This is a genomic window from Gilliamella apis (assembly GCF_030758615.1).
Taxonomy (GTDB): domain Bacteria; phylum Pseudomonadota; class Gammaproteobacteria; order Enterobacterales; family Orbaceae; genus Gilliamella; species Gilliamella apis_A.
The window spans coordinates 2,459,289-2,481,698 of the sequence record NZ_CP132381.1; the positions used below are offsets into that span (position 1 = coordinate 2,459,289).

Sequence of the window (22,410 nt, forward strand, 5' to 3'; positions counted from 1 at the left end):
TTATAAAACCCCTTTTGAAAATAATTGGCTGCCAGCTAATTGACGGGCAATCCGACCAACACTACCTGCGCCTTGTGTTAATAACAAATCTCCACCTTGTAATATTTCTTTCATAATTTCCGGTACAAGATCTAAATCTGAAACATAAATTGGATCCACTTTCCCTCGATTACGAATTGAACGACAAAGTGAACGACTATCAGCACCAGCAATAGGTTGTTCTCCGGCAGAATAAACATCTAACATCACTAATGCATCAACTTGAGAAAGTACTTGGGCAAAATCATCAAATAGATCCCTAGTTCGTGTATATCTGTGCGGTTGAAACAACATAACTAAACGCCGATCTGGCCAGCCATTTCTAGCCGCTTGAATTGTAGCATTAACTTCGCTAGGGTGATGTCCATAATCATCAACCATCATTATATCTTTATCATTTCCGTAAGGAAAAATACCTAATAGATCAAAACGTCGACTAGTACCGGCAAATTTAGCCAGCGCACGTACAATTGAATCATCATCAATTCCATCCTCTGTTGCCGCAATAATCGCTGCCGCAGAATTTAAAGCATTATGTTTGCCTGGAGCATTCAATTCAATGTGTAAATCATCTCTATCTGGACGGCAAACGGTATAATAGCTAACACCTCTTTCTTGGCGATAATTTTTAATTACTACATCGGCTTCTTCGCTAAATCCATAGGTGATAATTTTACGACCAACCACTGGTAATAACTCGCGATTAATCGGATCGTCATAACACATTACGGCTAAACCATAAAAAGGAAGATTGCGTAAAAAAGAGATAAAGGTTTGCTTAAGATTTTCTACACTTCCTTGATAGGTATCCATATGGTCAGGTTCGACATTAGTAACTATAGAGACCATAGGCTGTAAATGTAGAAATGAAGCATCACTTTCATCCGCTTCAGCAATAAAATAACGGCTACTACCTAGTCTAGCATGTGTTCCTGCCGCTTTTACTAATCCACCATTAACAAAAGTTGGATCAAGTTTAGCTTCTGCATATATAGAAGTAACCATTGCTGTAGTGGTTGTTTTACCATGGGTACCAGCGATAGCAATACCATATCGAAAACGCATTAACTCAGCTAACATTTCAGCTCTTTGAATCACTGGTATCCGAGCCTCTCTAGCTGCAATAACTTCTATATTATCCTGAGAAATCGCCGAAGAGATAACCACAACACTAGCACTCAGGACGTTTTCAGCAGCATGACCAATGACAATTTTAGCGCCTAATGTTTCTAAATGCTGAGTTACAGGATTTTCAGCAATATCTGAACCGCTAATTTGATATCCTTCATTAGCAAGAACTTCAGCAATACCGCCCATGCCCGCGCCACCAATACCAACAAAATGGATATGTTTGACTCGTTTCATTTCTGGAATGATTGCTCTTAATTCAGCTAATTCCTTAGTATTCACACTTAAACCCCTAACTAGTTAGTTACTTCTTGTTTAGTATTTGGTATTTAAAAATTTATTGGACAATCATTTATCAAATAAATTAAGATTAAATATTAAACACATCAACAAGACAATTACTTAAAATTATATATAAAATTCACTATTTTACCACCGAAATAAGCGTTTCGGCTACTCTTTCCGTCGAATTTATAATTGATAAACTTTTTGCTTTAATAGCCATTTCAACTAAATCTTCGCGACTCAAATGTTCAAGTAACGAAAATAGAGAATCAACATTGAAATCTGGTTGTTCAATTATCTTTGCCGCACCAATATCTGCTAAAGATTTCGCATTCCAAAATTGTTGGCGATCTTTATGCATAAATGGTACAAAAATAGCTCCAATACCAACAACTTCAATCTCACTTACAGTTAATGCTCCACTACGGCAAATTACGATATCAGCCCAATCATAAGCTTCTTTTACATCTGTTATAAATTCTGTCACACGATTATTTGTCATATCACCATGCTGATATGATTTAAGTACTTCATCTAACATACCTTTTCCTGTTTGATGCCAAACAACATACTTATCAGATAATCTTGTAATTACTTGAGGTACAACATCATTAATGACCTTAGCTCCTTGACTTCCGCCCATAATCAAGACTCTAATTGGGCCTTGTCGATCTTTAAATCTTTCGCGTGGTTCTTCAATTGTTAATAAATCACTACGAACAGGATTTCCAACAACTTCTGCATTAGGAAATGCTGTTGGAAAAGCTTGTAAAACTCTGGTCGCAATTTTAGCTAAGGATTTGTTAGTTAAACCTGCTATACCATTTTGTTCATGTAATACAACTGGAATACCTAGAGATTTAGCCGCAATTCCTCCCGGTCCGGAAACATATCCTCCCATACCTAAAACGACATCAGGACGATAATTTTTTAAGATCTTTCTTGCTTGCAAAACCGCTTTTAATATTTTGTAAGGCGCCTTTAATAAGGCCATTTTACCTTTTCCTCGCAAGCCTGATATTTGAATAAAATCAATATCAATACCATTTTCTGGCACTAAATGTGCTTCCATACGATCAGCAGTGCCTAGCCATCTCACTTGCCAACCTTGCTTCATTAAATAATGAGCAACGGCAATACCTGGAAATACATGACCACCGGTTCCACCAGCCATGACTAATAATTTTTTCATTATTTTATCGACCTTATTCTTGCTTGAGTTTGTTGTTGTCTAAACTCAAAATCTATTCTCAGTAATATTGCAACCGCAATACTCATCACAATAAGGCTTGAGCCTCCATAACTAATAAACGGCAAGGTTAAACCTTTTGTCGGTAACATACCGGAGGTGACACCGACATTAACAAAAGATTGAAATCCAAACCAAATACCAATTTCACAAGCCAAATAGCCTGAAAATTGGGAACCTTCATTCAAAGCTCGATAACCAATTGCTAATGCTTTAAAAGTTAAAAAGAAGAGTAATAACAATAATGCAGCAACACCAATATATCCATACTCTTCTGAAATAATTGAGAAAATAAAATCGGTATGACATTCAGGTAAATAACGTAATTTAAAAATAGAATTACCAATGCCTTGTCCAGTAATACCACCATTACCAATTGCCATTAACGATGCAACTAGCTGATAACCAGCACCAGTTGCATCTTGCCACGGATCAAGAAAAGTCATTAAACGTGTTAAACGATAAGACTCATATAAAATAAGGCAAACTACAGCACCAACTCCAGTTAGTAAAATCGCAATAAATTGCCATAATTGAGCGCCAGCAATAAACAAGATGCCTATTGTTACCATGAATAATACAATTACAGTACCTAAATCAGGTTGTTTGAGTAACAAAATTGACAAAACCGCCATAACAACCATAGGTTTAAAAAAGCCCCAAAAGCCGCTTTGGACTTCTTCTGACTTACGGGCTAAATAACCAGCTAAAAATAAAAATAACGATAATTTAGAAAGTTCAGCTGGCTGAAAATTAAAAACACCTAATGGGATCCAACGAGACGCACCGTTAATTGAAGAGCCAATCCCTAAAACAACTATCAACATAACAATTGAAAGAATTAATAAAACTGATCCAAATTGTTGCCAACGTTGCATCGGAATATATAACGTTATACACATTAAAAAGAGCGACATTCCAATTTGAATCAACTCTCGTTGCGTATAGAAGAATGGATCACTCTCATTAAACGCCATTGATGAAGATGTCACCATAATTAAACCAAATACCATTAAACCAATTACAGTCCAAAGTAATTGGTTATCAAATGGAATATTTGGATTCACTTGTTTTTTTATCCAAAATAATGTCATTCATCACTCCTTGAACCGTACTGTTTGGCAAGTTGTGCAAATAGATTTCCACGCTCAATATAATTTTTAAATTGGTCTAAACTTGCACAAGCAGGTGAGAGTAATACAACATCATTTGCGACTATTTTTTTAGCTATACACTGCATGGCTTCGGACATAGTTCGCGTAACAGTTGTGATTTCAGGAGCTAAATTTGCTAGCAAATCTCGATCTCGGCCAAAACAGAAAATTTCGATATTCCTACTTTTTAAATAAGGAATCAAAGGGGTAAAGTCTGCTGATTTACCATCGCCACCTAACAATAAAAATAGTTTTCCATTACATATAACACTTTTCAATGCCGCTTCGGTACTACCTACATTAGTGGCTTTAGAATCATTAATCCATTTGACATTATTGCAATCAAAGACTAATTCAAAACGATGTGGTAAACCTTGAAAATTAGAAATTGTTTGTAAGCTTGAATCACGTGGGATTTGTAAATTATCAGCAATAGCTAAGGCTGCTAATGCATTCAGATAATTATGACAGCCGATTAGTTTCATTGATTTAGTTGATAAAACAGGCTGATTTTTTGCAATTAAATGTTCATACTTCTCATCTAAATGATAGTCTCCACTATTTAATCCAAATGAGACACAATGGTGTTGTTTACCAGACGGTTTAGTCAATTTATCATCATAGTTAATAACACAACATTTTGCATTATGATAAATTCGTTGTTTCGCTTCAGTATATTGCATCAATCCTAGTGGATAACGATCCATATGGTCTTCAGAAATATTCAAAATCGTTGCCACTGAAGCTTGTAAACTTGATGTTGTTTCTAATTGAAAACTTGATAGTTCAAGAACATAAACATCACAGTTTTGTTGCAATAATGATAAAGCGGGTTCACCAATATTGCCACCCACACCAACTTTTATATCCGCGGCTTTTACAATATCACCAACCAAAGTTGTGACAGTCGTTTTACCATTTGCCCCAGTAATAGCAATAACTTTTTTATTTTTTTGTTGATTGACTTCACGGCAAAAAAGTTCAACATCGCCAATAATCTCAATTCCGAGTTTTGCGGCTTTTTGTAATTCAGGTGTAGATAAAGCAATACCAGGACTGGCAATAATCAAGTCAGCCTCAAACAACCAATCAGTATTTAAATTACCTAAATGATACCTAACACGCTCATCTAATTGTTCTAATCCAGAAGGAGAGGTACGAGTATCAATTACTTTCGGTATAACATTTTGAGCAAGAAAATAGTCAACGCAGGATAATCCTGTAATACCTAATCCGATAATAACAATTTTTTTACCTTGATAATCAACCATGATTTAATCCTGCTCTAATATTCTTTAGCGTAATTTCAAAGTTAATAACCCAATTACCACTAACATCAGTGAAATAATCCAAAACCGAACAATAACTCTTGGTTCAGGCCAACCTTTTAATTCATAGTGATGATGAATTGGTGCCATTCGAAAAATTCGTTTACCTCTTAATTTAAAGGATCCTACTTGTAAAATTACAGATAAGGTTTCAATAACAAAAATTCCCCCCATAACTAACAATAAGAACTCTTGTCTAAGCAAAACAGAAATGATACCAAACACACCACCTAAAGCTAATGAACCGACATCGCCCATAAAGACCATTGCCGGATAAGTGTTAAACCATAAAAAACCAAGACCAGCACCAATAATTGCAGTACAAACAATCATTAATTCGCCACTAAATTTAATATATGGAATATGTAAATAGGCAGCAAAATTAACATTACCAGTTGCCCAAGAAACAAGTGCAAAACCAGCAGCAACAAAAACTGTTGGCATAATTGCCAATCCATCGAGACCATCGGTCAAATTTACTGCATTACCAGCGCCAACTATGACGACATAAGTTAGTAAAATAAACCACAATCCTAATTGTGGCATCACATCTTTAAAGAATGGAACAACTAGAACTGTAACAGAACTATCTTTTCCATAAGCATAAAGACCAAAAGCAACAATTAATGCAATAACTGACTGCCAAAAATATTTCCATCGAGCAATTAGCCCCGCAGTATTTTTGCGTATAACTTTTAAATAATCATCTGCAAAACCAACAATACCATAACCAAGTAATACAAATAATGTTACCCAAACATAAGGATTTCGCAGATCAGCCCATAAAAATACGGAAATTGAAATGGAGGCCAATATAAGCGTTCCCCCCATTGTTGGTGTTCCTTTTTTACTTAAATGAGATTCCGGACCATCATTACGGATAACTTGACCAATCTGCAATTTTTGTAACCAATCAATGACTTTTTGCCCCATAATTAGCGAAATGGTCAATGAAGTTAATAGCGCTAAAATAGCCCTTACCGTAAGATAAGAAATAACATTAAAGAAAGTAAAATATTTAACTAAATATTCTGATATCCACACCAACATAATTTTAATCCCGACCTATTTTTGTTTGAATTTCCACGATAAGATCTTCCATTTTTGCACTACGTGATCCTTTGACTAACATAGTTAAAGTTGGATGTAGACGTAGTAAGTTTAATAAATAATCTACAGCACTTTGTTTATCAATAAAATGATGGCCAACACCACTAAATTGACTGATTAATTCACTTAGCTGGCCGACACTAACAACACAATCAATATTTTGTTGTTTAGCTAACTCGCCGATTTGTTGATGATAAATGTTTGCATCATTACCCAATTCAGCCATATCACCAACGACTAATACTTTATACCCAGGCTGTGTTGCTAAAACATGAATAGCTGCAGACATTGAACCTACGTTAGCATTATAAGAATCATCCCAAATTAACTGCGTTTGATTTAACCTAACAGGATACAATCGCCCTTTTACCGATTTTGACTCAGCTAAACCTTTTTTTACCTGTGTTAAGGTTGCTCCTACAGATATTGCTAAAGCAGATGAAGCTATTGCATTTGATATATTATGCTCACCAACTAATGGTAAGGTAATTTCACTATCACCAATTGGGGTGTGTAATGTGAAAGTAGTCTGATCCATAATTTCAATATTACTAGCATAAAAATCAGCAGAAAAATTATGTATCGAAAAGGTCCAGACAGTTTTATTTTTGAGCATAGCTAACCAGTTATCAGAACAACTTTCCAAATTAATAATTGCAATTCCGTTATCAGCTAATCCTTCAAAAATTTCACCTTTAGCTGTTGCTACACCATCAAGAGAACCAAATCCCTCAATATGCGCCAAAGCTATATTATTAATTAGTGCACTGTTTGGTTTAACTAAGCGTGTAGTATAAGCAATTTCACCTATATGATTAGCACCTAACTCAACAACCGCAAATTGATCTTGCTTCTTTAATCGTAGTAAAGTTAGTGGCACTCCTATATCATTATTAAAATTACCTTGAGTATAAAGAGTCTCACCACATTGTTGTAAAATATTGGCAGTCATTTCTTTGACGGAGGTTTTGCCCGATGAACCAGTTAACGCAACAAATTTTGCTGAACTTTGATCTCTTACAAATTCAGCTAGTTGACCTAATGCTATATAAGTATCATTGACCACTATTTGAGGAATATCATCATCGATTTTACGATTTACAATTACCGCAATAGCACCATCGTCAATAGCTTGTTTAGCAAATAAATGACCATCAAATTTTTCACCTACCAATGCAATAAATAGTGATTGATCAGTAATTTTTCGTGAATCAGTACAAATTTCATTAATAGCCAATTCTTCATCTGGAAGATGATAAGATGTACCATTGACGATTGTTGCAATTTGTTTAATAACTAAAGGAATCATGATAGATTCTCTACTCCTAAAATCTGTTTTACAGTTTCTTGATCTGAATAATGATGCTTGGTTTTACCAATAATTTGGTAATCTTCATGTCCTTTTCCGGCGATTAAGATAACATCATCAGGTTTAGCCTGAGCAAGCGTTTCTCGAATAGCTGTAACTCTATCAGTAATAACTTGTATATTTTTAATATTGCTTAAACCTTGCTCTATATCATGAATAATTTTAGTCTCATCTTCAGTACGTGGATTATCATTTGTTAATACAATTTTATCAGCAAATTGTTCCGCGACTTCGGCCATTAAAGGTCTTTTACCGGTATCTCTATCGCCACCACAACCAAAAATCACCCATAATTGGCCTTTACAATGAATACGACTTGCTTGTAATGCTTTTTGTAATGCATCTGGGGTATGTGCATAATCAATAATGACTGTTGGACTATTTTTTATATGTATCACTTCCATACGACCACAGATCGGCTTAAGATATGATGCCATATTAACAACAGCAAAAAATGGATAATCAAGAGTCAACAAGGTTGCGATTGCTAACAGTACATTTGATACATTAAATTCGCCTAATAATCGGCTGTGAATAATAGCATTACCCCAACTCGATTCCATATGAATTTTGGCCCCTTTATCATGATATTCAATCATTGATACACCAACATAGGTTTTATCTAATGTTTTTAAACGGCGCAATGATTTAGGCTGACATGACACAACCGTAACACTTGATAATTTATCTATCCAACGCCGTCCGTATTCATCATCATAATTAATAATTGATTTACCTGAACTAGCAACTTGCTTTTCGTGTTCATTACCGCTGAATAATGACCATTTTGCTTTAGCATATTTATTCATGGTTTTATGATAATCAAGATGATCACGGCTTAAATTAGTAAACACTGTTGCCGCACAATTTAGTGCTTTTACTCGATTCATCGCTAAACCATGGGACGAAATTTCCATGGCGACAACTTGAACTTGTTGCGTAACAAATTCCGCTAAAGCTGATTGAACTTCAATAGCAGATAAAGTCGTATTTACTGAAGGTTCAAGTTGATTATAAATACCATTACCTATCGTACCCAATAACGCAGCTTTTTGATTTAATAAAGTTACACATTGTGCGATAAGCTGAGTTACCGTTGTTTTACCATTAGTTCCAGTTACACCAATAACCGATAAATTTTTAGATGGTGAAAAATAAAAATCGTTTGCAATTTTTGATAATTTCTGAGAAAGCTGAAATATACTAATTTGTGGAATAACTTTCTTATTTTTTTGTTTAAGATAATCAATTTTCAAATCATTTGATTTTCTATTTGTTTCAATTAGAACTACAGCAGCACCAGATGAGATAGCTTGCGGAATAAAATCCCGACCATTAACGGTATACCCTTTAATAGCAATAAAAACATCATCTTTATTTACTTTTCGACTATCAATAACCAAATGATTAAGTGAGAAATCATCTATTTCCAGATCACTCCCACCTAATAATTTATATAACGTTTTAAATGTGTTTGTTACCATTATTTGTTACCTACTAATATACGATCATTTGGCCATCTACTTGGCGGTCTGGTTTAACGTTCATTGTTCTAAGAACGCCCCCCATAATTCGACTAAAAACAGGTGCAGAAACAGAGCCACCATAATATTGCCCTGCTTTTGGATTATCAATTACCACAACTAGTGAATATTTTGGCCCTGTTGCCGGTGCAATACCTGCGGTATAAGCTAAATACTGGTTAACATATCGACCACCAGCTAATTTTTTAGCTGTCCCTGTTTTAACACCGACACTATACCCTGGAACAGAAGCTTTAGTACCGCCACCGGTTACGGCTACAGCTTCCATCAATTGCACTACAGTTTTAGCTATTTTTTCGCTTACAACCCGTTTACCTTCTACTGGTTCGTTCACTTTCAATATTGAAACTGGTCGATAAACACCATAGCTACCAATAGTTGCATAAGCTCTCGCCAATTGTAATGGAGTAACGCTTAAACCATAACCAAAAGAAAATGTTGCACGCTCTATATCAGCCCATTTTCTCGTCCTATCGGCAGCAATAGAACCACTAACTTCACCACCTAAACCAAGTTCTGTTGGTTGACCTAAGCCAAAACGACTATAAAACTCAACCAGATCACCTGATTGCATTTGTAGTGCTAATTTACTTACCCCTACGTTACTTGATTTTTCCAAAATACCAGCCAAATTTAGTGCTTTTTGATAAGAGACATCTTTTATTTCATAGCGGTTAACTAAAAAAGGTCTAGTATCTATGATAGTGTTCAAGTCGGCTATTTTCTTTTCTAATGCAGCCATAACAACTAAAGGTTTAACTGTTGAACCCGGTTCGAATGCATCTGTTATGGCCCGATTTCGTAACAAATTATAATCAATTGAAGTTCGATTATTTGGATTATAGGATGGACTGGTTGCCATCGCTAAAATCTCACCAGAATGAACATCGATCAAAACAGCTGTACCACTATCAGCTTTATTAAATGCTACTGCTTGGCTAAGCTCGCTATAAACTAGCGACTGTAAACGCTCATCAATGCTTAACGTTAAATCAGAGGCAATTTCACTTTCTGTTCTTTCGAGCTCCTCAATAACACGACCAACTCTATCTCGTCTAACTATACGTTGTCCCGATTCTCCAATAAGCCATTTATTAAAACTTTTTTCAATACCTTCAGAACCTTTTTCAGTACCGTTCTCATCGATATCAGTTAAGCCAATTAATTGGGCAATATTTTCTGCTGCAGGGTAATAACGTTTTGAAGTCTTAGCAAACGATATTCCAGGTAATTTTAATTTTTTTAAATAATCCGATATGGTTGGTGTAATTTGTTTAGATAAATAAACAAAACGCATCGATGGATTACTCAATTTTTGTTCTAATGTCGATATTGGAATATTTAACGTTTTCGCTAATCCTTGCCAACGAATATCATTGACATCAACACCACCTTTTTGCACAACTATTTTCGGATCAGCCCAAACATCATACATTGGAACGCTAACGGCCAAAGCTCTTCCATTACGATCAGTAATCATCGCTCTCGGCGCACTCATTTCTTGATGACGAATTGAACGTTTATTGGCTTCAGCAATAAGTTTATCGGGTTCTATTATTTGTAAAACAGCCAATCTCACCAACAAACCAATAATTGCTAAAATAATAAAGCCATATACAAGGTAGAATCTATTAAGCGTAAAAACTTGTTTTTTACTGTTTAATTTATTTCCTTTATTCGATTTCGTATTAAGTCTTACGTTATCTTTTTTATTTTTATTGGCAAACTTCATTATTTACTCTTTATCACAATAACGGTTTCATTTTGTGGTGTCACATAAGACATTCCTAATTGATTTTTAGCTTTTTCTTCAACCCGTTTGGGATCTGCAAGAACATTTTCTTCAATAACTAAATTACGCCATTCACTTTCTAATACATCTTGTTCAAGCAATAATTGTTCACGTTCAAATAATTGTTTACGTACCTGCTGAGTAGTTATTAATACAGCACCAGCAGAAATAATAATAAGTAACAATAACAATAATGAAATTTTTTGATGGCCAAGCAAATCATTAAGGATTAATCCAAATAAACTTTTGCTTGGTCTTTTTTGATTGTGTATTTCTACATCAGTTCTATTGTAAATTTCATTGTTTTGATTACTATTCATTTTTCCTTTCTGCTACCCTTAATATTGCGCTACGTGAACGCGGGTTACCATATATTTCATCATTACTCGGCTTAATTTTGCCAAGTGATTTTAGTTTAGCATTACCATATTGTTTAATTTGTTGTTCTGTTAATGGTAACCCTGCAGGTAAATCTGGGCCTTTACTCTGTTTATTAATAAATTGTTTTACAATTCTGTCTTCTAAGGAATGAAAACTAATCACAGCCAGTCTGCCTTGATTAGCCAATATCGATAAACTGCTATTTAATGCTTGTTCAACTTCCTCTAGTTCACTATTTATGTAAATCCTAATAGCTTGAAATGATCGTGTTGCAGGATGTTTATTTTTATCTTTCTTCGGGGTCGCTTTTTCAATTAAACTCGCTAACTCTAAAGTTCGAGTGATTGGTGCCACCTTATTTTGCTCAACAATTGCACGTGCGATACGTTTAGCAAATTTTTCCTCACCAAAAGTTTTTAATACCCATGCAATATCATTTTCATCACTATTTAGTAACCACTCACTTGCAGTTACACCTTTATGATTATTCATTCGCATATCAAGTGGTCCATCTCTCATAAACGAAAATCCTCTTTCTGGATCATCTAATTGAGGTGATGACACACCTAAATCTAACAAAAAACCATCAACGCTGCCTAACAACCCTAATTCATTAATATATTGATAAACATTAGAAAACTCACCACGAATAAAAGTAAATCTAGGATCATTTATCTTAGCTGCTGCTTGTTCAGCTCGCTCATCACGGTCAATTGCAATTAATTTCCCTTTATCCCCTAATTGTTCGAGGATCAAACGAGAATGACCGCCACGACCAAAAGTCCCATCAACATAAATACCGTTTTTTTTTAAATTCAATGCCGTTACAGCTTCATTTAACAAAACTGTTTTATGTTGATAATCCATTGTTATTTACTCTTATTAAATTGTTAGATTTTTTAAATTATCTGATAAGTTTTCAATATCTGTTGGTAACGCAGCAATATCATCACTAATTTGTTGATACCATATTCCTTCATCCCAAATCTCAAATTTATTGGATTGGCCGACAAACATAGTATGTTTTTCTAGTTTTGCATAAGTACGTAAAGTTGGTGGTAGTAAAATACGTCCAGCATTATCTAAATTACATTCCGTTGCATAACCTAATAGTAGCCTTTTAATTCTTCTTTCTACTTCAACAATAGTTGACAATGTTGATAGTTGTAATTCAATTTTTTGCCATTCAGACATTGAATAAAGTGTTAAACAAGGATGATATAAACCAATGGTACAAACTAAGCCGTCAGACAAAAAATCACGATAGCGAGTAGGAATTGCTATTCGCCCTTTACTATCTAAACTGACTAAAATTGCACCACTAAACATGAAAGCACCATAATTAACAATTTTTATTATTTTTAAATTATAAAAAAATCAATATGTTAATTGCAATCCTATTTTTTACCACTTTACCCCACTTTTTACCACAAAAGTTAATAAAATAATAGATGTTTAATTAATTTATTTCTACCAATGTAAAAAATGTATATAACTGTTAGTAAATCCTAACAACTGAAATAAAGTAGTAAAGAATATTAAAAGGAATTATGGATATAGTTTTTAATACAAAATTGATGCTTTCTAATAAAAAATTCTATTTATCAATATATTATAGATATAAAGAGCCAATGATTTAGGTAACAAGAGGTTTTAGTACCTGACTGTCAATTAGAACCTTACCAGTCAAAACTAGCAAGGTTGATTTAGTTAAGAAGCGGTCCAAAAACCAATAACATTGACTCTATTCTGCTGCAAGACTGCACGAATAGGCATTTGATTAATATCATCACCTTGTTCTGCTTGCTCAAGCACTTGCATCTTACTTTCACCGACTAAATGTAAATAGATATTTTCACTATCTAAAATAGTAGGTAATGTTAAGGTAATACGATCAAGTGGAGCGGTTAATGGTGTCATACCGATAACTTTGCGACCGGATTTCATATCTAAGCCCGCCATTAAATTAGCTGCACCAGGGAAAAGCGAGGCAGTATGTCCATCTTCACCCATTCCCAAAATTAACACATCAAATGGCATCGGAATTTTATTTAATATTTTATCGGTAATTTCTGCGCCGTCGAATGGATTATCACAACTATTTTTCAAGCCGACAAAATTAGCTAATTTAGCCTTATTTTGTAGTAAATAAGTTAATACTAACTTCTCATTACTCGCATCATCAGTATCAGCTACCCATCGATCATCAACTAATGTAATAAAAACCTTATGCCAATCTAAATCTTGTTGGCTTAGTAATTTAAATAGTGGTATAGGTGTTTTTCCACCAGACACGGCAATAGAAGCATGTCCTTTTTTCTCAATAGCCTTTTTTAGTTCTTTGACAATATGGGCGGCTAAATCTTCAATCAATAGTTGACTGTTTGAGTATTTATTTAATGTAAACATTTTCGCAATTCCTCTATTCAAACTCATGCCATGAATGACCATCTTTGGTGATCAAAGCCACTGAAGCGACTGGCCCCCAAGTACCTGCAGGATAGGTTTTTGGTGATTCATTATCTACATTCCAAGCACTAATAATTGAATCAACCCATTTCCATGCTGCTTCAACCTCATCACGGTGAACAAATAAAGCTTGTCTGCCACGCATCACTTCTAATAGTAAACGCTCATAAGCATCAGCACTATGTTGATGAAATGTTTCTCTAAAACTTAAGTCGAGTTTAGTGGTTTGTAAATTATGAGTACTATCTAATCCAGGTACTTTATTTAAAATTTCAATGTCCATACCTTCATCTGGTTGTAAACGGATGGTTAGTTTATTTTGTGGTAATTCTGAATAAGACTCGCTAAATAAATTAAGAGGCAAAGATTTAAAATAAACGACTACTTCAGAACATTTACTCGGTAAGCGTTTACCTGTCCTTAAATAGAAAGGAACCCCAGCCCAACGCCAATTGTCTATATCTACACGAATAGCAACAAATGTTTCGGTATTACTTTGCTTATTTGCGCCATCTTCTTCTAAATAACCGGGGACATTGATACCGTTAACAAATCCGGCAGTATATTGTCCTCTAACTACTTTTTCACGAATATTAGCTTTATTAATTGGACGTAATGCATTAAGTACAGCAATCTTTTCTCTACGCAAACTATTATCGTCAAGATTTGCTGGAGGAGACATGGCAATCATAGTAAGAATTTGCAATAAATGATTCTGCACCATATCGCGCATTTGTCCAGCTTTATCAAAGTACCCCCAGCGGCCCTCAATTCCAACTTGTTCGGCAACAGTTATTTCAACATGATCGATTGAATTTCTATCCCAAAATGCAGCAAACACAGGGTTAGCAAAGCGTAATGCAAGTAAATTTAAAACTGACTCTTTACCTAAATAGTGGTCAATACGATAAACTTGTGACTCACTAAAAAATTTTGCAACTGAATCATTAATCTCTCTCGATGATTGTAAATCAAAACCTAATGGCTTTTCCATGACAATTCGACTTTGAGATTGGTTCAAACCTGCAGCTGCTAAGCCTTGGCAGATAGTCCCAAATGCATTCGGATGCATAGCAAAATAAAAAATAGCAGGATGCGATTTTTCAAGTTTATTTTTCAAAGAATCAAAGCCTGATATATCATTAACATCTAATTTATGAAAGTTTAGACGCTGACAAAGTCGTTGCCAAACACTTTCATCTAAAGGCTCGGACATAAATGAGGTCAACGCATCTTTAGCTACTTCAGCATAAGCCTTTTGATCCCAATCAGCACGGCCTACACCTAGAATTTTTGTCTGTTTTGGTAACTTTCCATATTTTTCTAATTGATATAGAGACGGTAAAAGTTTACGCCTCGTTAAATCCCCTTTAGCGCCAAAAATAACTAAATCGCAAGCTGGGATATCAGACATGAAGTTCTCCTAAAATGGTGTCATCTACAATTTATTTTATTATGTTTGACTACCAGTATACATCAAGTTAATAGAATAAATCATAATAATAGATACTTGTCTTTTTTAGACTCAAATAAAAAAATAAAAGGCCACCAAATTGGTGACCTTTTATCTAAAGATGTATTGAATAATAATTCAACAAATAAGTAATTATGCGCGTACAAAATCCATATGAACTAATTTTGGCTTAAATGGATGACGTTGTACTGCTTGTACTTTAACTTTAACTGCTTTACCATCAATTTCAATAGTTAATACTTCAGAATAAAATTCTGGTTTTTCTTGCATATTGAACACTTGGTTGTGATCTAACACGATAGAAACTGCAGGTTCTGTTCCACCATAAACAATAGCTGGGAACTGACCAGCGTGACGCAGGCGGCGGCTCGCACCCTTACCATGCTCTTTTCTTACTTCAGCTTTAAATGTAAACATATTGATTTCTCTTATTTATTCAAAATAAAAACCAATTACAGGCGACCCAGTAGTTGGTTATAAAATTAGTGCTTTAAAAAGCGCTAGGGATTATAAAGTGTTATGCTAGTAAACGCAATCAAATAATCAATCCTATAAAGATAAAATCACATATTGATTGCATTTATAATAATCAAAAGATAATGGTTAAATCACTTCAATCTTAAACCCATATACTGAGTTTTGTGTTGCCGCTAATTTTAATGGTTTATTAATACGACAAGTCTCAACACATACCATAGATTGGTATTCTTGATCAGCAAAATCAGCCATTGCTTTAGCTTTATCTATCCATGGATTCCAAGTAACGACATCACTTGCATTAACATTAGTTAATTTAATGGTTCGCTTACCATCAAAGACGGTTATTGCTTCATCAGCATCAGTATAAACACGATCGACTTCTTGATTAAAGGTTAGTTGTCCTAGAATAGTCGGTTTATTTTCAACTGGTAAGCGATCTTGATAAGAATCCCCTAAACCTTTAACTGTAACATTATCAATATTATTAATACCAAAATAAGTATGTAATGCACTTGTTGCTTCAAAATCGCCTTGGCAAGATAATGTCACTTCACAAGTTTGTCCCACATGGATGGTTAACCATGCCTGAAAAGGTTTTGTGAAAAAACGTTCTGTCTGTTGGTTATTGGTTAATGATAAAGTTAAATCGACACCATTATTGTCTTCTTTACAAGAATCTAATTGCCATTGAACTAAACGAGCAAAACCATGCATTGGATCACCCAATTTACCAAACCATGGCCAACAAATTGGCACTCCACCCCTAATTGCCATTTCTTTTTTAAAATTCGCTTTTTGACTCAACCAAATAACAGGAGTAGTTTCTGTTGAAGGTTGCCAAAATAGTAAATGAGCACCTTGTAACGATACTGCTGCTGAACATGTAGGATGTTTAATCACTAAGACAGGTAATTCACCAAATATATTTTGATGGACTGATAAACTCAATGACGAACCGGTAGCATAACTATCTAAAATCTGCTTAATAATACTCATATTTACTCCTAACTATTTAATTTGCTTGGCGAATACTGCCTATAATCTATATCTAATTGTATGCATATTACTCGAATTATAAAAACGGAATACAGACAATAAAAGCTTTTTTTACTAAATTGGAGTAATATAGCCAGCTATTTCTTATCAGTTACTCACGCTTTGTAAAAAATTTGAGGAAAGGCATATGTTTCAGTATAAAATTCCACTGAGTTTATATATACATATGCCATGGTGTGTGCAAAAATGTCCATATTGCGATTTTAATTCACACAAAATGAAGAGTGTGCCGGATTACTCTGCATATATTGATCATTTAATTAATGATTTAAAACAAGATGTATTGCTTTCTCATGATCGTTCCATTCATTCAATTTTCATAGGTGGTGGAACCCCAAGCCTGTTTTCTGCAGAATTAATTAATAACTTATTGGCAAATATAAACAAAATAATACCAATTAATCATGATGCAGAAATTACTATTGAAGCAAATCCTAATTCCGTTGATGTTGAAAGATTCAAAGGATATCAGCAAGCAGGTATCAACCGTATATCGATTGGAGTACAAAGCTTTCAATCAGATAAACTTCAGAAATTAGGACGAGTTCATAATCCACAAGAAGCGATAGATGCAGGAAAGTTAGCCCATGATTTAAATTTAAAAAGCTTTAATTTAGACTTAATGCATGGCTTGCCAAATCAAACAATTCAGCATGCATTGCATGATCTTAAACAGGCAATTGCAATCGCTCCACCACATCTATCTTGGTATCAACTAACAATTGAACCGAATACCTTGTTTGGTTCTAAACCTCCTGTTTTACCTGATGATGATATGCTCTGGGATATTTATCAACAAGGACACCAATTGCTAACTAACCATGGATATCAGCAATATGAAACATCGGCTTATGCAAAACCAAATTATCAATGCCAACATAATCTAAATTATTGGCGATTCGGCGATTATATCGGTATTGGTTGTGGTGCTCATGGCAAACTAACACAAAATGACGGTACCATTATTCGTACGGTGAAAACAAAACATCCACAAGGATATATGCAAGGACGTTATTTAGAGCGCTCTTATACTGTAGCTAAAGATGAATTAGCCTTTGAATTTTTTATGAATAGATTCAGACTATTTGAACCAACACCTAAAATCGAGTTTGAGCAAAGAACATTTTTACCTATGCAATCTATTGATCAACCGATTTCTCTTGCTATAGAAAAAAATTATTTAGTTGAAGATGACAAAACTTGGCAAATAACAGATCACGGCAAGTTATTCTTAAATTCATTGCTAGAAATTTTCTTATAACAAAATTAATTAAAATAAGACAACAATTTTATTTACTATATATTAACAAAAAAGATACTAAATATTTAAACAAATATATAAATTTCTTTACTTACATTTTTTCAGAAAAAGAGCATACTAACTTCTACAATGCATTTATTTCATTGTTTTTCCTATTCCTTATGTTTTCCCAATAACAATGTTATTGGGATTTTTTTGTAATAAGGAAAATTAAGTTTTCGTTACCAAATTAAATAGTTGTATGTTGTGATAAAAACTGTTGGATTTCGGTAAGTGAAGACGTTCCTTCCATCGGCCCTTGTTTTGATACAGCCAATGCACCGCTCACGTTAGCAAATTGTAGTGCGGTTTCAACAGTGTACCCTGCTAATAATAAACTCACAAATGTCGCACCAAAACAATCTCCAGCGCCAGTTGGATCGACTGAATCGACATTAAAACCATCTACATGAATCATTTTTAAGCATTTTTGTTCATCTAAACCATAATAATTGGCTCCTTTAGCACCACCTTTTACAACAATATGCTTAATACCATTGTTTAGCAAATTTGACATAGTTTGTTGTTCACTTTCATCATTCTGAGCAAAATAACAAACCTCATTTTCGCTAGGTAAGAAAATATCGGTATACTCCATAATATAACCAAAAGATTGTTCCATTTCTTGAATGTTAAACATCTCTTTGCGTAAATTAGGATCAAACGAAATTGTTCCACCTTTATTTTTAATGAGATCCAAGGCTTTTCTCATCGCATCAATAGCTCGAAAAGAGTACAACGAAGACCCCATAACATGCAAATGATTACAATCTTTTAACAATTTTTCATCAATATGATTAAATGATAGTAAACCACATGCACTATTAGGAATATTAAAAATAAAATCTCTGTCACTATGGTCTTGATAACTAACAAATGCACTACCAGTATTAGCCATACTATGTGAAGTAATACCGTCAATAATCACCCCATCTTTTTTAAGCCGATTAATGCACATTTTTCCAAAACTATCTTTTCCCACACAGCTAAATAAAATGACAGGAAAACCTAATTTAGCGACTTGATCAGCAAATATTGCTGGAGCACCACTTGGATAAGGACCAATAAATTCACCTGTTTGATCAAAGCGTTGATTATTTTCCTTTGCCAAAAATTCAACCAGCAATTCACCTACAGTACAAATTTTAAATTCCATATTAGTTATGTCCCCAATAGATTATGATAAGTCATACAATATTTATTAATCGCAATTTGTTTAAAATTAGAATTTAACAATTGGTGATGATACTCAGTCACCGCTGCTTTAGATAATATTGTGACATCTATATGTTTTAATTTACCAATACTATGATTATCAGCAAGTAAAGATCTTTCTAATAAAAGGCCAATAGTATGTTTAGAATATTTTAAGATTTGTTGATATATTTCTTTTTGTTCACAATTTTCAATAATCAGAGAATTATCTCCATCTATGGCTGCTAATTCGATAATGAAATGAGAAATGGCATACTTATTGCCAATGCTAATCAATTCATTACAGCTTTTTATAATATTTCCTTCACATAAAACGCCACCAATTAAAATGACTTCTGCATCGGAAAATTCACGTACTAATTGTGCATTTCTTATATCATTCATAATGATACGTAATGATTTTTTTTTATGTAAAAAAGGAATTAGTTTCCGAGTTAAAAAACCATGTCCTAAAAAAATAGTATCACCATCATTAATATAACTTAAACACGCTTTTGCTAAATCAATATCAGAATTGCCCTTAGTTTGACTTGAATTTAATGCAACAGAATTGTGAACTTGCCCCTCAGGAGAAATATAAATAGCGCCACCAAATGAACGTTTTAAATATCCTTGTTGTTCAAGGTAAGTTAAATCTTGTCGGATAGTAACATGAGAAACCTTTAACTGATCAGACAACTCATCAACTTTTACTTCACCATTTTGGCGTACAATTTTTGCGATATCCAATCGACGTTTCAATAGAGCTGAAGATGCTTTAGCCAATTTTCACTTCCTATGTTAATGGTAAATACTTCGTACAAGACTCATAAACCTCATCATATAAATGATCTACAACAAACCATAACCGTTTAAAACTGTAACTATATAATTTTCATATATATGAAGAGTTATTCTCTATTCTAGGTTAATCGAAAATATTTGACAAAAAAAATACTCAATTACATTTCTTATTCAGAGATAAAAGTCAGTATTTGTGATCCATCTCACAATATTTACACTAGTATAACTTTCATTTTGCAATCATAATTAACAAAAAATAATTCCAATTTGAAAGAAACTAAAGATTATGAGGTTCACTATAGTTAAGGAGCAGTAAAATGAGTATTATCTCAAGTCATAATATGTTAAAAAAAGCCCAAAAAGAGCAGTATGCTATTCCCGCCTTCAATATCCATAATTTAGAAACAATGCAAGTAATTGTTGAAACAGTGGCTGAATGTCAATCTCCGGTCATTTTAGCTGGTACGCCAGGAACATATAGTTATGCAGGAACTGAAAATATCATTGCTATTGCTAATGAATTATCAAGAAAACATAATGTTCCATTAGCTGTACACTTAGATCACCATGAAGAATTCAATGATATAACTAACAAAATAAATGCCGGTGTTAGATCGGTAATGATTGATGGTTCACACTTTCCTTTCGATGAAAATATTGCCCTTGTAAAACGGGTTGTTGATTATGCTCACCGATATGATGTAAGTGTTGAAGCTGAACTCGGTCGCCTTGGTGGTGTCGAAGATGATCTTGTTGTCGATGCTAAAGATGCATTATATACAAATCCACAACAAGCTATAGAATTTGTTAAGAAAACAAACATAGACTCGTTAGCTATTGCGATAGGTACAGCACATGGAATGTATAAATCAGAACCAAAACTTGATTTTGAACGTTTATCAGAAATTCGTTCAGTAGTAGATATTCCATTAGTTTTACATGGCGCTTCAGGCGTTCCTGATAAAGATGTTCGTGAATGTATAAAACGTGGTATTTGTAAAGTTAATGTTGCAACAGAATTAAAAATTGCTTTTTCTGATGCCCTAAAACAATACTTTATTGAAAATCCAGATGCTAATGATCCTCGGCACTATATGAAACCTGCTAAAGCGGCAATGAAAGAAATTGTTAAAAAGATCATTACAACTTGTGGATGTGCAGGTAAATTATAGAGCGTTAAATGATATATGCTTTAACGCTGAATACTGCAATTGATATGAATATTTATTGCAACGACCTAAAACCTAATTCAGTAAACCGAACATCATATACTGAATATAGTCCTAAATGGTAAAGCAATCAATGTTTCAATTGTATTGCATAAATTTAATAAAGCGAGTTGTGCATTAGGTTTTTTTGGGGGATTTTCGGGAAAGTATATTCTCGATGAATTAGCCAAGATGCAAATACAAACTATCCCTTGCTTAATTGATGATATTACTCAAATTAATGTTTTCATTAGCAATGGGAAAGATGAATACAAATTGGTAGGAAAAGGACCTTTCGTTCCCGACCACAAAAAAACCGAAATGCTAACTATTATTGAGTCTCTCAATAATGATAGCTAGTTAGTTATTAGTAAAAGTTTACCACAAAATATCAAACCAGAATATTTTCAATCCATTTTAAAAATTTGCCAAAGTAAAAATATCGAAATAATTCTAGATATTAGTCATCCTATATTACAAGATTTATTAACATATAAACCTCTACTTATCAAACCTAATAATGATGAATTGACAGAGATTTTTGGTTTAACCATTGAAATAACTAAACGAATTATTATAACCTTAGAGTATATAAATTCGAAAGGCGCACAAAATATATTATTAACGATGGGCTCAAAAGGACTTTATTTTTCAAATGCAAGAATATTTGGTTCTGTAATTCAGTATCCATAAAACAATTAAGTTCAGCTTGTACAGGAGATGCATCACTGGCCGCATTTCTTAGCGAATGGTTTCCTACTCAAAGCAACTATGAACTAGCCATGAAAAAAGCATCAGCAACTGGTACCAATGTTGCCGAATCAGATGGTTTAGGGCTACTAGATAAAATTAGTCTCTATATCAATCAACTTGAAGTAGTGCAGATAAAATAATAGGTTGCAAAATTAAAACCATGGTAATTAGTTAATCCATTTTTATAGTTCAGTGATTAGTTCCATGTTTTTATTAGATAATTTAATCAATATAGCAATATACAAAATAAGGTAAATAATATTTGAAGAAAATTAATTATTAATAAAAAGAAT

19 protein-coding genes and 1 pseudogene are annotated in these 22,410 nt (G+C 33.7%); 3 read left to right on the forward strand and 17 right to left on the reverse strand.

All coding sequences use genetic code 11. The features are described from left to right. The 15 genes from murC to RAM17_RS11410 all read right to left on the reverse strand — a co-directional run bounded on the left by murC (position 1) and on the right by RAM17_RS11410 (position 16,798). A complete protein-coding gene (gene murC / locus RAM17_RS11340; protein ID WP_110447191.1) occupies positions 1-1,449 on the reverse strand; it encodes a UDP-N-acetylmuramate--L-alanine ligase in 1,449 nt (482 codons plus the stop codon). A 142-nt stretch (positions 1,450-1,591) separates the two neighbouring features. Beyond that, positions 1,592-2,644, reverse strand: coding sequence for an undecaprenyldiphospho-muramoylpentapeptide beta-N-acetylglucosaminyltransferase (gene murG / locus RAM17_RS11345; RefSeq protein WP_110447190.1), 1,053 nt, complete (start codon positions 2,642-2,644; stop codon positions 1,592-1,594). After that, positions 2,644-3,795, reverse strand: a complete 1,152-nt coding sequence (gene ftsW, locus RAM17_RS11350) for a cell division protein FtsW (protein ID WP_198200847.1) — start codon at positions 3,793-3,795, stop codon at positions 2,644-2,646. The genes murG and ftsW overlap by 1 nt, the downstream gene beginning before the upstream one ends. Then, the gene (gene murD, locus RAM17_RS11355) at positions 3,792-5,126 is read right to left on the reverse strand and encodes a UDP-N-acetylmuramoyl-L-alanine--D-glutamate ligase (RefSeq protein ID WP_110447189.1); all 1,335 of its coding nucleotides are present in this window, start codon (positions 5,124-5,126) and stop codon (positions 3,792-3,794) included. The genes ftsW and murD overlap by 4 nt, the downstream gene beginning before the upstream one ends. Positions 5,127-5,150: 24 nt before the next feature. After that, positions 5,151-6,233, reverse strand: coding sequence for a phospho-N-acetylmuramoyl-pentapeptide-transferase (gene mraY / locus RAM17_RS11360; protein WP_065578128.1), 1,083 nt, complete (start codon positions 6,231-6,233; stop codon positions 5,151-5,153). Between the two features lie 4 nt (positions 6,234-6,237). Beyond that, a complete protein-coding gene (gene murF, locus RAM17_RS11365; RefSeq protein WP_110447188.1) occupies positions 6,238-7,602 on the reverse strand; it encodes a UDP-N-acetylmuramoyl-tripeptide--D-alanyl-D-alanine ligase in 1,365 nt (454 codons plus the stop codon). Further along, positions 7,599-9,146: a UDP-N-acetylmuramoyl-L-alanyl-D-glutamate--2,6-diaminopimelate ligase gene (gene murE / locus RAM17_RS11370; RefSeq protein ID WP_110447187.1), complete on the reverse strand. Its 1,548-nt coding sequence runs from the start codon at positions 9,144-9,146 to the stop codon at positions 7,599-7,601. The genes murF and murE overlap by 4 nt, the downstream gene beginning before the upstream one ends. 13 nt (positions 9,147-9,159) lie before the next feature. Continuing rightward, positions 9,160-10,938, reverse strand: coding sequence for a peptidoglycan glycosyltransferase FtsI (ftsI, locus tag RAM17_RS11375; RefSeq protein ID WP_110447186.1), 1,779 nt, complete (start codon positions 10,936-10,938; stop codon positions 9,160-9,162). Continuing rightward, positions 10,938-11,318 (reverse strand): cell division protein FtsL, encoded by a 381-nt coding sequence (gene ftsL, locus RAM17_RS11380; RefSeq protein ID WP_110447185.1) that lies wholly within the window; start codon positions 11,316-11,318, stop codon positions 10,938-10,940. Before ftsL ends, ftsI begins: the two co-directional genes overlap by 1 nt. Continuing rightward, the gene (gene rsmH, locus RAM17_RS11385; protein ID WP_110447184.1) at positions 11,311-12,246 is read right to left on the reverse strand and encodes a 16S rRNA (cytosine(1402)-N(4))-methyltransferase RsmH; all 936 of its coding nucleotides are present in this window, start codon (positions 12,244-12,246) and stop codon (positions 11,311-11,313) included. The genes ftsL and rsmH overlap by 8 nt, the downstream gene beginning before the upstream one ends. A 15-nt stretch (positions 12,247-12,261) precedes the next feature. Continuing rightward, complete coding sequence (gene mraZ / locus RAM17_RS11390; RefSeq protein ID WP_110447183.1) at positions 12,262-12,708, reverse strand: division/cell wall cluster transcriptional repressor MraZ; 447 nt, start codon at positions 12,706-12,708, stop codon at positions 12,262-12,264. A gap of 381 nt (positions 12,709-13,089) precedes the next feature. Further along, the gene (gene pgl, locus RAM17_RS11395; protein ID WP_110447182.1) at positions 13,090-13,788 is read right to left on the reverse strand and encodes a 6-phosphogluconolactonase; all 699 of its coding nucleotides are present in this window, start codon (positions 13,786-13,788) and stop codon (positions 13,090-13,092) included. 13 nt (positions 13,789-13,801) lie between these two features. After that, positions 13,802-15,262, reverse strand: coding sequence for a glucose-6-phosphate dehydrogenase (gene zwf, locus RAM17_RS11400; protein ID WP_110447181.1), 1,461 nt, complete (start codon positions 15,260-15,262; stop codon positions 13,802-13,804). A gap of 192 nt (positions 15,263-15,454) precedes the next feature. Further along, a complete protein-coding gene (gene rplY / locus RAM17_RS11405; RefSeq protein ID WP_034901157.1) occupies positions 15,455-15,739 on the reverse strand; it encodes a 50S ribosomal protein L25 in 285 nt (94 codons plus the stop codon). A gap of 186 nt (positions 15,740-15,925) precedes the next feature. Beyond that, positions 15,926-16,798, reverse strand: a complete 873-nt coding sequence (locus RAM17_RS11410; RefSeq protein ID WP_110447180.1) for a D-hexose-6-phosphate mutarotase — start codon at positions 16,796-16,798, stop codon at positions 15,926-15,928. A gap of 187 nt (positions 16,799-16,985) precedes the next feature. On the opposite strand from RAM17_RS11410, the gene hemW reads away from it, so the two are divergent. Next, the gene (gene hemW / locus RAM17_RS11415) at positions 16,986-18,119 is read left to right on the forward strand and encodes a radical SAM family heme chaperone HemW (protein WP_110447179.1); all 1,134 of its coding nucleotides are present in this window, start codon (positions 16,986-16,988) and stop codon (positions 18,117-18,119) included. 229 nt (positions 18,120-18,348) lie between these two features. On the opposite strand, the gene RAM17_RS11420 is transcribed toward hemW, so the two are convergent. Both RAM17_RS11420 and RAM17_RS11425 read right to left on the reverse strand, forming a co-directional pair. Then, a complete protein-coding gene (locus RAM17_RS11420; RefSeq protein ID WP_110447178.1) occupies positions 18,349-19,314 on the reverse strand; it encodes a sugar kinase in 966 nt (321 codons plus the stop codon). 5 nt (positions 19,315-19,319) lie between these two features. Next, the gene (locus tag RAM17_RS11425) at positions 19,320-20,138 is read right to left on the reverse strand and encodes a DeoR/GlpR family DNA-binding transcription regulator (RefSeq protein WP_110447177.1); all 819 of its coding nucleotides are present in this window, start codon (positions 20,136-20,138) and stop codon (positions 19,320-19,322) included. Between the two features lie 335 nt (positions 20,139-20,473). On the opposite strand from RAM17_RS11425, the gene RAM17_RS11430 reads away from it, so the two are divergent. Together RAM17_RS11430 and RAM17_RS12645 are read left to right on the forward strand one after the other, a co-directional pair. Next, positions 20,474-21,328, forward strand: a complete 855-nt coding sequence (locus RAM17_RS11430) for a tagatose bisphosphate family class II aldolase (RefSeq protein ID WP_110447176.1) — start codon at positions 20,474-20,476, stop codon at positions 21,326-21,328. An 8-nt stretch (positions 21,329-21,336) separates the two neighbouring features. Next, a pseudogene (locus RAM17_RS12645) lies at positions 21,337-22,257 on the forward strand (1-phosphofructokinase family hexose kinase). Positions 22,258-22,410 lie beyond the last annotated feature (153 nt).

Coding starts and splice junctions, on each gene's coding strand:
- murG (WP_110447190.1), bottom strand. CDS start 2,644: ATGAAAAAATTATTAGTCATGGCTGGTGGAACCGGTGGTCATGTATTT.
- RAM17_RS11430 (WP_110447176.1), top strand. CDS start 20,474: ATGAGTATTATCTCAAGTCATAATATGTTAAAAAAAGCCCAAAAAGAG.
- pgl (WP_110447182.1), bottom strand. CDS start 13,788: ATGTTTACATTAAATAAATACTCAAACAGTCAACTATTGATTGAAGAT.
- mraZ (WP_110447183.1), bottom strand. CDS start 12,708: ATGTTTAGTGGTGCAATTTTAGTCAGTTTAGATAGTAAAGGGCGAATA.
- ftsW (WP_198200847.1), bottom strand. CDS start 3,795: ATGACATTATTTTGGATAAAAAAACAAGTGAATCCAAATATTCCATTT.
- hemW (WP_110447179.1), top strand. CDS start 16,986: ATGTTTCAGTATAAAATTCCACTGAGTTTATATATACATATGCCATGG.
- ftsI (WP_110447186.1), bottom strand. CDS start 10,938: ATGAAGTTTGCCAATAAAAATAAAAAAGATAACGTAAGACTTAATACG.
- rplY (WP_034901157.1), bottom strand. CDS start 15,739: ATGTTTACATTTAAAGCTGAAGTAAGAAAAGAGCATGGTAAGGGTGCG.
- RAM17_RS11420 (WP_110447178.1), bottom strand. CDS start 19,314: ATGGAATTTAAAATTTGTACTGTAGGTGAATTGCTGGTTGAATTTTTG.
- murD (WP_110447189.1), bottom strand. CDS start 5,126: ATGGTTGATTATCAAGGTAAAAAAATTGTTATTATCGGATTAGGTATT.
- murF (WP_110447188.1), bottom strand. CDS start 7,602: ATGATTCCTTTAGTTATTAAACAAATTGCAACAATCGTCAATGGTACA.
- murE (WP_110447187.1), bottom strand. CDS start 9,146: ATGGTAACAAACACATTTAAAACGTTATATAAATTATTAGGTGGGAGT.
- zwf (WP_110447181.1), bottom strand. CDS start 15,262: ATGTCTGATATCCCAGCTTGCGATTTAGTTATTTTTGGCGCTAAAGGG.
- mraY (WP_065578128.1), bottom strand. CDS start 6,233: ATGTTGGTGTGGATATCAGAATATTTAGTTAAATATTTTACTTTCTTT.
- RAM17_RS11410 (WP_110447180.1), bottom strand. CDS start 16,798: ATGAGTATTATTAAGCAGATTTTAGATAGTTATGCTACCGGTTCGTCA.
- ftsL (WP_110447185.1), bottom strand. CDS start 11,318: ATGAATAGTAATCAAAACAATGAAATTTACAATAGAACTGATGTAGAA.
- rsmH (WP_110447184.1), bottom strand. CDS start 12,246: ATGGATTATCAACATAAAACAGTTTTGTTAAATGAAGCTGTAACGGCA.